Annotated in this window: 10 protein-coding genes; 1 reads left to right on the top strand and 9 read right to left on the bottom strand. The window is 37.1% G+C overall.

Annotated elements, in window-relative coordinates; translation table 11 throughout:
* Positions 1-68: 68 nt before the first annotated feature.
* Genes JEQ21_RS06660 through cps2T form a run of 9 tightly spaced genes read right to left on the bottom strand, consistent with a single transcriptional unit; the run spans position 69 to position 12,919 of the window.
* Positions 69-2,126, bottom strand: a complete 2,058-nt coding sequence (locus tag JEQ21_RS06660; protein ID WP_233340792.1) for a DUF7657 domain-containing protein — start codon at positions 2,124-2,126, stop codon at positions 69-71.
* Positions 2,107-3,042, bottom strand: a complete 936-nt coding sequence (locus JEQ21_RS06655) for a glycosyltransferase (protein WP_196090881.1) — start codon at positions 3,040-3,042, stop codon at positions 2,107-2,109. The genes JEQ21_RS06660 and JEQ21_RS06655 overlap by 20 nt, the downstream gene beginning before the upstream one ends.
* A 46-nt stretch (positions 3,043-3,088) precedes the next feature.
* On the bottom strand, positions 3,089-5,716 hold the full coding sequence (locus JEQ21_RS06650; RefSeq protein WP_199364630.1) for an LTA synthase family protein: 2,628 nt from the start codon (positions 5,714-5,716) through the stop codon (positions 3,089-3,091).
* The gene (locus JEQ21_RS06645; RefSeq protein ID WP_199364629.1) at positions 5,713-7,461 is read right to left on the bottom strand and encodes a rhamnan synthesis F family protein; all 1,749 of its coding nucleotides are present in this window, start codon (positions 7,459-7,461) and stop codon (positions 5,713-5,715) included. The genes JEQ21_RS06650 and JEQ21_RS06645 overlap by 4 nt, the downstream gene beginning before the upstream one ends.
* Positions 7,458-8,813 (bottom strand): glycosyltransferase, encoded by a 1,356-nt coding sequence (locus tag JEQ21_RS06640; RefSeq protein ID WP_199364628.1) that lies wholly within the window; start codon positions 8,811-8,813, stop codon positions 7,458-7,460. Before JEQ21_RS06640 ends, JEQ21_RS06645 begins: the two co-directional genes overlap by 4 nt.
* 11 nt (positions 8,814-8,824) lie before the next feature.
* Entirely contained in the window at positions 8,825-10,033 is a 1,209-nt protein-coding gene (locus JEQ21_RS06635) for an ABC transporter ATP-binding protein (protein WP_199364627.1), read from the bottom strand.
* The gene (locus JEQ21_RS06630; RefSeq protein ID WP_199364626.1) at positions 10,033-10,836 is read right to left on the bottom strand and encodes an ABC transporter permease; all 804 of its coding nucleotides are present in this window, start codon (positions 10,834-10,836) and stop codon (positions 10,033-10,035) included. Before JEQ21_RS06630 ends, JEQ21_RS06635 begins: the two co-directional genes overlap by 1 nt.
* A complete protein-coding gene (locus JEQ21_RS06625) occupies positions 10,833-11,777 on the bottom strand; it encodes a glycosyltransferase family 2 protein (protein ID WP_199364625.1) in 945 nt (314 codons plus the stop codon). The genes JEQ21_RS06630 and JEQ21_RS06625 overlap by 4 nt, the downstream gene beginning before the upstream one ends.
* Entirely contained in the window at positions 11,774-12,919 is a 1,146-nt protein-coding gene (gene cps2T / locus JEQ21_RS06620) for a beta 1-4 rhamnosyltransferase Cps2T (RefSeq protein WP_199364624.1), read from the bottom strand. The genes JEQ21_RS06625 and cps2T overlap by 4 nt, the downstream gene beginning before the upstream one ends.
* Before the next feature lie 185 nt (positions 12,920-13,104).
* On the opposite strand from cps2T, the gene JEQ21_RS06615 reads away from it, so the two are divergent.
* Positions 13,105-13,244 (top strand): transposase family protein (locus JEQ21_RS06615; RefSeq protein ID WP_199364623.1); only part of this gene is annotated, 140 nt, incomplete at its 3' end.

Raw genomic sequence — 13,244 nt, 5'->3', positions numbered from 1 at the left:
GACGATAAAAACTCCAACTTTGAAGGTGCTATTAAAACACACAAAGAGTTAGAGTTTTTTCAATTCTACTATTCTGTTTGTGAATTTAAAACTTCATAAATCCTATTACCATCTAAATCTGGGCCATATAATTGTTTAAATCTGTTATCTCCAAACAATTCGGATAGATTTCGATTACTTATGATGTATCTGACTTTTAATTTTTTTAAATCATTAACTGACAAACTAATATTTAAAACATCAGGTGAAGTGTTCTCCATTGTAGTCTCACTATCAGTAAGTAGATAACGCATATGTGAATATCTATTCCACTGTTTCTCCATTTTTGACTCTGGATCAAGGATTTTCATCAATTTTATATCTGGATAAAACCGTACTCCATCAATCGATTTTACTCCAAAAATTTGAGGCAATTGATAATAATAACCATTCTCGGTCATCCAAGTAGCATCACTATCATCACTTTTGATTTTACTAATCTCCAATGAAATTGCTTTATTCTCAATGACATCCAATCCTTTAACCACAGGATTTACTGTCATCCCCGACAGTAAAATAAGTCCAAACAAAGGTAATACTGAAATCTTTTTTCCAAAAATAAACAAAATATAGGTGAGGCTAAACGCGGCTAGGATACCAAATTGAGTCGTTCTGTTAATGTAATGAATATCTAAGTATTTATTGATAATTAAAAAGGAGAATAGGGATAATGCTGGCAATATTCCAAAAAACAAATAAGAAACCTTACTATTTTTTTCTCTCCATAAAAATCCAATAAACCAAAGACTTGCAAATACTCCAATAACGGCTGCAGCTTGCCATGCGCGGCTTGAGGTGACAAAACTAAATAATGTTACCTTTGAAATAATTGTAGGGATTTCTACAAAAGAATACATCGCTAATAGTGTAGCGAAAATAACAAGTCCAATACCAAAACTATTTTCAAGTAACTTACCTTTTTTCAACACAAATGGCATCGTCAAAATAAAAAATGGTACAAATTGAAAACTAGTAGACAGTTCAACTTGATTCTCATAATTCGGAATTCTAAAAGGCAGGAGAACATTTTGAAGAAATCCAATTAATTGTGCTACTACTCCATCTCCTCCTACACTTATGCGACTACCAGGGTAGACAGTATTTAATGTCAGAGCCAAAGCCTCTCTACTTACCCATAGACTGTATCCAATTACTGAAACTGACGCAATTAAAGTGATACTCATCAGGACCGAATCAAAAATGTGTATTTTTTTTGCTTTAATCGCTCCTATGAATTCAATCAAAAAGAAAATACCAACCAAATAAGCAAATGGAATTTGAAAAGCGGGATAAATCACTAAAACAAATCCAATCATGGCGCTAGCTAAAAAAATAGCCATTAATATTTTCATCCACTTTTTATCCTGATGAAAATAATGATAAATACTTACCATCATCAGGAGTGAATAAAAGACGACATCTCCTAGATGCTGCATAAACCACCATTGAATGGCTGGTGTATAGGTAATCCAAAAAGCACCAACACTAGAAAGGAACTTGTTTTTTCGAGTCAAAATCATGGAAAATTCATACGCCAACAGTAACATAGCAAGTATTTTAAAGCACCAATACCATGACAAACCCGTTGACGCACCAAAAAACAGAAATCCCCAGTTAAAAGGCTTACCAAGAACAGAGATATGCCAAACTGGTGAGTTATACGCAACAATCATATTTTGTCCAGAAATGGCATAATTTGGATTAACTAATTTATTACCACTATTAGCTTGGGCTAAGTAAAACGGGGTCTGAACTAACCATTCATCAGAACGAATCATTCTCGGAACACCTGCTATGGTTCCGTCTGAACGCGGAGGAAATGAAATCCAATCCGTCAAATTTTTTTGAACATCGATTTCTTCTGCATTTCCATCCAGATCATTTACTGTTTCACCTTTAGTATGATTTCTTGTCTCACTAATTCCATAATTATTCCAATTGCTTATAGAACTACCATGAAGATTCAAAGAAACTCCTAATACAAACAATAACGACGCGATGAGATAACGGTATTTTAAGATCATATCTCCAAGCAGTCCCAGATAGTCTAAACATCCAGATTTTCGATTACTTTTTGTTTCTTGCATAATACTCATAAACTTTCAATTCATATTGCATACGATTTTGTCTAACAACCGTATCTAAAATGAAACCGGCTACAAATGACAATGCAGCGAGTATCATCAAGCCTGTTGCTAAGACAGCTGAAGGAAGTTTATCAATAAAACCTGTATTTGCGAATTCAGTAATGACTGGCAACCCGACAAATAGACCTAGCACAAAGAATAGTACCGTCAAAATACTGAAGAATATCAAAGGCTTGTAATCTTTAAAGAGATTAAAAATCATTTTTAAAACCTTAAATCCGTCAGAAAATGTACTCAATTTAGATTCACTTCCTTCAGGCCTATCTTTATATGTGATTGGTACTTCAACGAGTTTAAATCTCTTATCTAAAGAATGGATAGATAATTCCGTTTCAATTTCAAAACCTGGTGACAATACTGGAAAAGTTTTCACAAATAATTTGTTAAATCCCCTATATCCAGTCATGATATCATTGTAACTTCCTTTATACAATCGATTAATCAGCCATTTTACAAGATTATTCCCAAAGCCATGAAAACCACGCTTATTTTCCTTCTCGTAGGTTCCATTAGACAGCCGATCACCAATTGTCATATCAGCCATACCAGTTCTTAAAGGTTCTAACAATTTTTCTACTTCGACAGCTGGATAGGTATCATCTGCATCTGCCATGATGTAGTAGTCAGCCTCAATTTCTCTAAACATAGACCGAACTACATTTCCTTTTCCCTGTCTTGGTTCAAATCTCACGATTGCTCCTGCATTTTTAGCCAACTCGTTGGTTTGGTCACTAGAGTTATTGTCATAAACGTATATATCAGCATGAGGTAAAGATTTTCTAAAATCTTCAATTACCTTTACAATAGTCATCTCTTCATTATAGGCTGGCAATAAAACTGCAACTTTTTCTGTCATTCTTCACTCCTATCTTATCTTCATCACTCACAAATGGTGGTAAAATCTATGGAACTTCAAAGAAAATCGGAGTTTGTTTGCTAAAACCTTTTCCTGAAGTAATATCATACTGTATCATTGCTAAATCTCTCTCTGCTTCACTGTCTCTATTAAATTGACCCTCAGCAGATAATTGACGTCCCTTTAAAACCTCATCTAACAAGGCATAGTATGGTGAAACTCTTGAGTTAGTTTTTTCCAACAAAGCCGCTCCAAAATCACTCGAATTAATCAAAGAATGCTCTGCTTTAGATTCATTTTTGTTGGACCAAATAAAATAATCCGTTTCAAATTGTAAATTTTGTTGGTCTTTAAAGACAGATAAGGGATAAAAACCTGGAAGATGATCACCATAAAAAACAACCGTAATTTCTTTATCAATCATCTTTAACTTCTCCAAAAATTCTTTAGTAGCAGTATCAGTGTGATATAAAAGTCGTGAATAACTTGTTAAATCAGCGTTTTGTTGTTCATTCAATAGAGTATTAGTTCCAACTAATTCAACCGGTTGACCTGAAGACCATGGAACATGGTTTTGCATCGTGATAACTGAGAAAAATTGATTTCTCTCTGGTTTAATTTTTGAAAGAACTTCATTATAAACTGAACGATCACTAATATTGACACCTTCTAAGCTCTTATCCGTTATTTTCTGTGGACTCTCGCTAGAGAAATAAAGGTTTTCAAATCCTAAATCTTTGTATATATTGATACGATTGTAGTTATTTGCACCTGAGGGATGAATTACATAACTATCTTTACCATCAAACGATCGTGAAATAGATGGCAAATACTGCATATTTGGAACAACCTCTACGTAAAGATTCGATGTTGAACCAGAATAATTATAGAAAGGTAAACCTGTTAGTGTTTGGAATTCCATATTCGCAGTTCCACCACCATAACCATCACTTCGCATTAATCCACTAGTTGTCTCAGTTTTTATCCTTTCAATCTCTGGAATTGGGTTCTGAGAAATCTGATTACTTGAAATTCTTCTTGGATCAGAGAAACTTTCACTCAAAATATAGATTACGGTTTGATTCCTTATCGAGTTTTCCCTATTTTTATTAATATCATCAGCTTTCGCACGATACTTAGATAGTATAGTTTCAATCTGTTCCTGACTATAATTTTCTGGCATTTCCATAACTACTTGAGTTAATTGTCGACTCCAAACATAAGCTAAAGATTTATAGCTTGCATTAATTGAAAGTCCCTTCCAAGTCACATCGACCCAGTTATGAAGTACACTTAGCACTGGAACATTATTTGGTACCTTCCCTTTTTCTTCATTTTGAAAAGTTTGACTCGTGATCTGTATTAATCCCAAAAATGCTAGTAAAAGAACGAGGCGAATATCCCACTTAGCAAATATGCGTTTACTAGGCATGATAATCTGAATATTCCAAGCCACATAAAAAAGGACAGTCACGATGATTAAGATAGTTAGAAACAATGCAAGATCAACAAATGACACAAAAAGCTGGGGTTCCTTAATCCAAATAAAATCTGTCGGAATCAACGGTTCTTGTCTATATTGATTCTTAATACTGTTAACAATTGCAAACCCCATTCCTGTAATAAAAATAAGTAGACTTGCATATAGATATCGATTTATGATCACATAAACCAATAAACAAACTGAAAAGATAGCAATAATTTGAAAGAGGGTTGCCATTGGTAAAATAAATTTCCCAACGACATCTCCTTCTTGTATCACACCTGCCTGAAATAGCAAATTAAAAATGACAGCAAAAACAAAACTAGAAAAAATTGCATTTGCTCTTCCAAAATGGTGCAAACCAATTTCCCTTAGACTATTGTAAAAACTTGCAAAGAGAATAAAACCTATTGAAAACCAAAGTAGACTTTGACCTGTTATATATTCAAGATATAGATCAAATTGATTTTTATCCGTAAATTCAGCTACCCTTCCCGACACAAACTCAATAAATAAGGGATTTGTCACCATCAATGGCGCCATTGAGGCCATAGTCCAAATAGATCGTCTTGCTCGGTATAATCCAGTGTCTTCAAATCTCTTAAAAACATAGAATTCGCTTTGAACCAAGCGTAAAGCAAATGAAATGCTCAAAATTATTAACAAACTGTAGAAATGAACTTGAATCAAGGGATGAATTTCAAACAATTGATCTACTTTAAAATCAGGATTATTCAATTGTCGTGACCATTCTAAGAGAAATAATAGCGGGAAATAGATAACATAACCTATTGCAATCGGAAAAAATGTTCTAATCCTCGCAAAAGGAAGTGTTAAAAGTCCTGCAAACAGAACTATAAAGAGATAAAACCACATGACCAATTCCGTAGTCATTCCTAGAAAGTTAGGAATTTGTCCAAGGAAATAGTTCGTAAGAAGAACCATAGACAGTCCCAACATCAAAAGAACATAGATTGCTTCAAAACTATATCGAGCCCAATCAAATTCTCGAAAACGAAGACTAACTCTCTCCACTTCTTCTGTGATTGAATTCTTGGTCTTGTGCAACAACCTATCTGGTGCTTCAGTCGTTAATTCTACTAAATCTTCTTTTAATATTCTATATTTCGCAATGCACAGCTTTTTATATTCAAACAAGCGTTGGGATAAAGATTCTAGGATTTCATTCATGAATGTTTGGCCACCAATCGTTTAAAGATGTATTTGATTGCCCTTCCAGGACCAATCACAATATACTTCAAGGCTCCCCGAATGCCACCTATATAGTTAAAATCAACAAAAGTAGGTGGATGTAGGTCACCATTTAAATTTAATTGTTTATTGTCTACAAAAGGCGTTATCAAACGAGGGCTAGGTGCTATTCGGAAATCATAGCCCTGGTTCCATGCAACATAAACTAATATACGTTCCATTGCATGCAGAATTGAGTTTTGAGGTAGTGGTTCTTCGGGTACTTCCTCGGAGGAGAGTTCTAGATCAAACAGAGGTTTAAGTGCATCATAGCGGAACCAAACAAAGCTTCCATAACTCATAACAAAGGTGTCCATTTTGGAAAAATCAATCGACTTGGACAAACCCATTTCCATCCATAATGTATTCATTGCATCAGCCATCTGGTGTTCATTCCAAGCTGTTACGATTCGGTTATATCGGAAAAAACTTGGAATATCCGCAATTACTAAACCTAAAAATGGATTATTTTCAAACTGAGTCAAAATGGACGCCGATGGCTCTACTAACATTTGAATCAGTTCACGACGCCAAGATTCACCCGCCCAAAAATCCGCTTCTTTGGATTTTTTTGTATGGAAGTGACCAACATAATCGTATTTAGCCAATTGGTCTTTTAATAGTAGCATTGGTAGGAGATCGCGTCCTCTATTGCCCGTTATATACACTTCCAAGTCACTTCTATGTCCAGAAATAGTCAAAATCTCTTCTTTTTTCTCAACGGTATCCGTTGTTATATAAAGGTCAAAGTCAAAAGTAAAGTTTTCAAATACATCTAGAAATTCTTGTAACAAATCTGTATAAAATACATGGAGATGGATTGCTACTTTTCCTTGAAGTGATTTAAATTCAGCCTTTTCATTTGAAAGATATTTTTGCCCAAGTAGATAAGGACTATCGGGCTGATTAACCATAGACATATGATAAACCATCAGCTCTATCGGATAGTTACTGTAGGTCTTAATAGTATCTAAAAGATATGGTGCAATCGACTGATTGGCATCCAAAGCTTTAACCTTTAAAAAAGGTAACTTAACCTCTAGGATACGACGTGGGTTATAATAGGTAAAATCAGGGTGTAACATTCCCTCAGTTGATTCCAGGGTTGTATCAAACAAGGCTGTATATTGAAACCCATTTTCAAGAAAAAAAGTTGTAACACGTGATTCGTAGTTATCAATCACATCTTGAACGTTTTGATAATCTTGAATATTTTTCCAAAAATCTACAAAGCTATTATCAGATAAAACTGTCTTCTTAAAGGTGAGAAAATAACTTTGTAGATGTTCAGGAAATTCCTTAGTTGCTCTAAAATTGGTCAAACCCCAAAAATCAACTTGGTTATCTGCCTCCATCTTCAAAAATGATTGTTGAAAATCCCAAATTGGACCAAAACATGTATCATTCATTAAAGTGACAGAATCAAACTTTGTCACCTCGGACCAACCAATTTCTAGCATCCCATCTCGCCAAGCCGCAAAATCAAAGCCACTATTCTCACGACTGACAATCTCATCCACTAGTCCCGACACTTCTAACTGCTCATGATAATTATCGGGTAAAGCACTATTAGAAATAAATAAAACCTTAGAGTACAATGGACGCATCTGGTCTAATTGAAATAAGACATGGGGACTAATATATCCAAATTTATTAAAATGGACATAAAGTAAGAGTCGATTCATTTCTTTCTCCTGAAAAAATTTATCACGGCAGTCGGAATTTTCCATCGCCTTGAATTTTTTATTATTGCAATCTCTGTCTCAAGTTTGTTGAAATTCTCTTCTACAAGCCTCAACTCTCTCTGCCTTTCCATTAAATTTTCTAGTAATCTTTTCACTAAATAATCTGGTGAACTCACTTTATTAATCTGACTACCTTTGTAATAAAGCTTGAATACTTGAGAGTCTTCCTTACTTGGAAGGTCGTAAATCAGTTGTGGATCTGAATTTATAAAAAAGAAGCCATCTTCATAGGAAATTCCATTAGTCCAACTTGGCTCTATTACTAATCCATCAGACAATTCTACAGATACCTTATCATAAAAACTAGGTCGTTCTGAAAGATCAATCCGTATCCTTCGACAACCTACTGGTAAATCAATTTCTAAAGCAGCCTCTTCTTTCAACGCAAAAGATTTACTATTCTCTTCCGAGAATCCAGAAATATCGTCTGAAAAATATACCTTTACAGATTCAAAGCCAATTCCTTCAAGTCCAGCGGAAGCACAACTTAAAGCCAACTCAAACTCATTATTTCTTTCCAAAAGAATATCCACAAAATTTTCAGTGATATTTTCAGGGTATCTTCTCACAAACTCTTTTTGCGTTTGAAGTAACTTCTCAAATCTTGCTCTTTGATGTTCAAACGAGATTGGTCTGGAATCTGATCCAGTATTGATAACATAAGCTACAGTTGCTTCAGGCAAATAACTAAGTTTCGTCCGTTGGAATAATTCCAGTTGTAGATTAAAGGTATCATCCGCAGTGGCTAAATCTAAACCTTCATTTATTTCCAATAGTAAATCCCGTTCCACCAACCAGGTTGAAGCCATTGTAAAACCTTTCGTAGCCAGCATTTTTTCATAAGTATCCGCAAATGGAATAGCTCCCGATTCAAATCCTGCAGAACTCACAAATTCTCCTTTATCATCATAGATATCAAAATCAGAATTTGACCAAGACGAATCTGGATTACTTTCTAATAAATCCACTTGCTTCTGTAACTTATAGGGATCCAACCAAAAATCATCACCATCACACCGTGCAATGTATTTACCATTTGCTTTAGAACAAATTTCAACCCAGGTTCTGGCAATCCCTTGATTTACGGAGTTAGAAAAAATGCGAATATTTTTTTTATTCTGGAATTGAAATTTTTGAATCAATTCCCATGAAGAATCTGTGGAAGCATCATCTATTACTAAGACTTCAAAAGTAAAACTTGTTTTTTGCTCCAAAAAACTTGTTAATGTTTTTTCAATCCAAGGGGCCTTGTTATAAACTGTACATATAATTGAAACAACTGGCTGTGTCATAGCTAACTCCATTAATGGAAGGTCCAGGTACCATTTCGTTGAATTAAGCCACTAGTCGAATCTAGGGCAGAAAAATCATCCGCTGCAATATCTGTACGCTGGACCATGATAATCGGCGTCTGAGTAGCATCAGAAAACGCAAGCATTTTACCATCTGCATCTCTAACCGTGACTTCTAACTTCAACTTCAAATTATTAACAGATGGTAACGAACAGCGATAGTGAATTTCTTGATGCCCTGATGAAACTTTTTTTAGATCCATGGAATTATCATTATAAATCCAAATATTTCTGTCTATATCTGTCAAAGAAAGAGCCAAGTAGGTCTCCATTTCTTGCTTGATATCGTATTGAATCCGGAAATGAATTTCATCCGATGGACTTATCTGAGTTGGACTAAGCAAATCAAGCTGAAAATTTTCAACTACTAGTTCCTCTTTATGAACTTGTTTTTCAACATACTCTTGATGTAAGGGGGCAGTATTATCATAACTATACTGATTTGCTACATTCTCTGGATTCCCATAAGCTTTCACATGACCATCTTCGATGAGCACGGCTTTGTTACAGAATTTCTTGACTGCTCCCATATCGTGGGTAACTAGGATGGTTGTTTTACCAGACTGCTTACGTTCCATGAAATAATCATTACATTTACGCTGAAAGGCCTCATCTCCAACCGCCAAAACCTCATCAAGAATGAGGATATCACTATCCGCTTTTATGGCAACCGAAAAGGCTAAACGTACTTGCATTCCACTCGAATAGTTTTTTAGTTTCTGATTCATGAAGTCCCGGAGTTCCGCAAAATCAACAATCTCATCATACATGTCATCAATTTGATTTTGGGTGAAACCGAGAAGGGCACCGTTCAAGTAGACATTTTCACGTCCAGTTAATTCAGGATTAAAACCTACCCCTAGTTCAATGAAGGAAACCAGTTTTCCATCGATAACAACCTGACCTTGCTCGGGCTGATAGATTTCAGAAATGATTTTTAACAGTGTCGATTTACCAGATCCATTTCGACCTAGAATTCCAAAGAAATCGCCTTTCTCAACTTCGAAATTGATATCTTTGAGGACATGTTGCTCTGTGTAGCCTTTAATGCCACGTAAGCGATTAATCAGACTCATCCTTAAGCTGTTGGTTGCTTCTGTTGGTAGTTGGAAATATTTACTGACATGTTGAACAGAAACAGCAATTTTGTTCTCTTTCACTATAAAATCTCCGCAAACTTCTTAGCATTTTTCTTAAAAATTCCATAGCCGAAAATAAAAATCAGAATAGGTAAGCAATATGGAATAAGAATTAAAAATGGATTTGTGACCAGTTGCCACACGGTCGTGTTAGCCGTATCAATCAAAAGATAGCGTGCATCTTGAATCATCTGCGCCATAGGGTTCATCATCATAATTTTAGCAGCTAATTCATTTTGGTTGGCCACAAAACTAATCGGATAAATAATCGGTGTAGCATAGAGTCCAGCTTGTAGAACAACCTCCCAAATTTGAAGAGAGTCCCGAAAACGTACAAAGATTGTTGACAAAAGAAATGCCAAGCCAGACGCGAACAATCCCAATTCAAGAAAAATCGGTAAAACCAAGATAATTTTCCAAGAAATCCCAACTCCGTTAATCAAGGCAAAGACAAAAACAACCGCCAAATTAATCAGGAAATTAATTCCTGCTCCTGCAACTGCAGATAAAACAATAATTTCTTTTGAGAAATTTAATTTACGAATCAAATCTCCACGGGAAACAATGGACACCATTCCCATAGAGGTTGCTTCTGAGAAGAAGGACCAAATCACATTTGCGAGTAAGAGAGCGACCGCAAAATGAGGGACATCTCCTCCTAATCGTAAAAAGCGGATAAATACCAGATACATAATGGTAAACATCATGAAGGGCTTTAAGATGGACCAAAGGTAACCAATGGCAGACCCCTGATACCGTAATTTAAAGTCCGTCTTGATGAGTTCTTTCATCAAGATCCAGTTTTTCTGCTGAAACAGATTCATGGATTGCTCCTTTTGTAAAATAATTTTGTAATAATGAGTGTCCGAAAGACGAGGGTATGGAACCAACGGTTTTTTCGGAGACCTCTTCCAAAAATCCTTCGGATTCGTTCGATCATTCCTTGATCTAGAATCGTAACAAAGTCCTCGACCAATTCTCTGTCTTGAGGCTCGAGCGGCAATACGAGTAGGTTGCGAGCCTGTTCTTGACTATCATGGATTAACTTCCAGTACTTTTGGAAGAGGAGTTGTGGTCGAATCCAGTTGGCCATTCGTTTTCGAAGGGTTCGAGCGCCTAGAACATTTTGGTCATGTTGGCGATAGAGTTGGGTGACGAAGTCCACGTAAGCCAACTGGCCTTGGCTGGCAGCTAAGAGTCCCAGATACCAGTCGTGCATGAGCAGTTCATGCTCTTCCTTGCCCGTCCACATTTGGGCAAGGGATTGATTGATCAAAGTGACTCCGCCTGTAACAGTGTTTTCCGTCAATTCAGCTAAGAGTGTTGTGTTGGCGTGATCAGACTGGGATTTGATCATACTAGGAGCAATCACCTCGAGCTCCTGATCCACCACACTTAAATCTGTATAGACCAGGGCTCCTCGACTGGGATCCAAGGCTCCCATGGCGTCCAGCTGAATTTGAAGTTTCTGAGGAAGCCAGACATCGTCTTGGTCAGAGAAGGCATAGTACTCTGCTTTTTCTGCCTGTAAAAGTGTCCAAAAACTCCTAATCACACCTAAATTTTCTTGCACATCTGGGTTAATCCAGCGAATCCGTTCATCACGCGCCTGATAGCGACGGATAATCTCATGGGTGCCATCACTAGACCCATCATCTCGAATCAAGAGTTGCCAATCTTGCACGGTTTGCGCTAAAATCGAATCCAGCATTTCAGCAAGATAACGCTCTCCATTGTAGGTAGAAAGTAAGATTGCGACTGTCATGAGCGGAACACCTCCTCATAGTCGCCCACAACCTTCTCCCATGAGTAGAACTCACGCATTCTTTTTTTTGCACCCTCACCAAGTTGACTCGGACGGTTCTTTTCAATTTTTTCAAGAAGAGAAGATAAGTCACCCGACTCCTTAGACCAGTAAAGAGCTGTCTCCTCTGCCACGACTCGGTTAAAATCAACGCCCAAAACAAGGTTGACATCACTGTGAGCCAGGGCTTCTAAGAGACCCGGATTAGTTCCACCAACTTCGTGACCATGGATATAGGCATAGGCTTCTTGGCGAATTTTTTTCAAGAGTTCGCTGTCATAGACAGTCCCCACAAACCGAATCCGGGAATCCTGGTCAAAACCTGTCTTCTGTCGCAAGGTCTCAAAGTAGGCGGAGCCTTGGTAATTGCAGACCAAAACAAGCGGACGCTGGGTCTTGCTCTGCATAAATTCGCGAATCATGGTCTCGTAATTGTTTTCCGCAACGAAGCGACCTACAATCAAATAATAGTCCCCCGCCAGAAGATTCCAGTCTTGGAGAAAACTCTGAAACTCAGGTGACTCTGTCGCTAAATGGGAGGGTTCCAAATCCGTACCATAGGCAATGGTGGTTACTGGAAGCTGACCATAAGCTTCTTCCAAATAGGAAGCAATTCCGGGATTGTCCGCCACTACCAAATCGGCATTTCTGATCATGGACCGCTCTGCCAACTTCAGGTAAGCTCGAACTGGCTTCGGCCACTTAGTGCGCCGCCACTCCAAACCATCAGGATTGATCAACAAACGTCCACCCAGACGATGGATACGGTTTGTAAAGAACCGAACCAAAGGCCCCATGGTGTTCCCTAAAATGTAGAAGACTGGCCTCTCACTCCCACTCTTTTCTGCCAACTTCAGGGCATAGTTCAAGGCCATGGTATCATAAACAATCACCCGAGCAGGCCCTAACTGAGGAGGACAAATGGTAAAACAGTCAGTCCCTTGAAAATCAAAATGCTGGTAAGACTCTTCATCCGATAAACAAGCAACATGATAAGCCATACGAGAATCTTGCTTGCGTGTAACCAATTCTTGCACAAAGGTCTCAAATCCACCATATTTGGCCGGCAATCCACGACTGCCAATAATATAGACATCCTGCATACAGACACTCCTTCCCCTAGTTTACATTGCTACATTATACCATGTTTCCCAACTTCCCGCGACTAAAAAGAGGAAAAGCCACGACAAACGCACGAAGAAAACTCCCTATTGAAAATTTTCAGTAACCGATAAATATTCGTAAAAACGACCTCTTAAGCCTATAATTAGCTTAGGAGGGCGTTTTTATGGATGTTATGATTTCATATTTAAAGTCTATTGAAGATAAGAGAGATAGTTGGAAAATTCGTCATACTCTCGTTGATATCGTTCTTCTTATTTTCTTTGCTCGCCTATCTGGAGCTGAGTATTGGGAAGATATTGAAGA

The organism is Streptococcus sp. 121, assembly GCF_016458205.1.
Classification (GTDB): Bacteria; Bacillota; Bacilli; order Lactobacillales; family Streptococcaceae; genus Streptococcus.
The sequence above is the reverse complement of the archived record's forward strand: the minus strand, read 5'-3'. Positions and strand labels throughout refer to the sequence as shown.

Bases quoted from the DNA above. Each gene is read 5' to 3' on its own strand.
- JEQ21_RS06660 (WP_233340792.1), bottom strand. From the start codon at position 2,126: ATGCAAGAAACAAAAAGTAATCGAAAATCTGGATGTTTAGACTATCTG.
- JEQ21_RS06645 (WP_199364629.1), bottom strand. From the start codon at position 7,461: ATGAATCGACTCTTACTTTATGTCCATTTTAATAAATTTGGATATATT.
- cps2T (WP_199364624.1), bottom strand. From the start codon at position 12,919: ATGCAGGATGTCTATATTATTGGCAGTCGTGGATTGCCGGCCAAATAT.
- JEQ21_RS06655 (WP_196090881.1), bottom strand. From the start codon at position 3,042: ATGACAGAAAAAGTTGCAGTTTTATTGCCAGCCTATAATGAAGAGATG.
- JEQ21_RS06630 (WP_199364626.1), bottom strand. From the start codon at position 10,836: ATGAATCTGTTTCAGCAGAAAAACTGGATCTTGATGAAAGAACTCATC.
- JEQ21_RS06650 (WP_199364630.1), bottom strand. From the start codon at position 5,716: ATGAATGAAATCCTAGAATCTTTATCCCAACGCTTGTTTGAATATAAA.
- JEQ21_RS06625 (WP_199364625.1), bottom strand. From the start codon at position 11,777: ATGACAGTCGCAATCTTACTTTCTACCTACAATGGAGAGCGTTATCTT.
- JEQ21_RS06640 (WP_199364628.1), bottom strand. From the start codon at position 8,813: ATGACACAGCCAGTTGTTTCAATTATATGTACAGTTTATAACAAGGCC.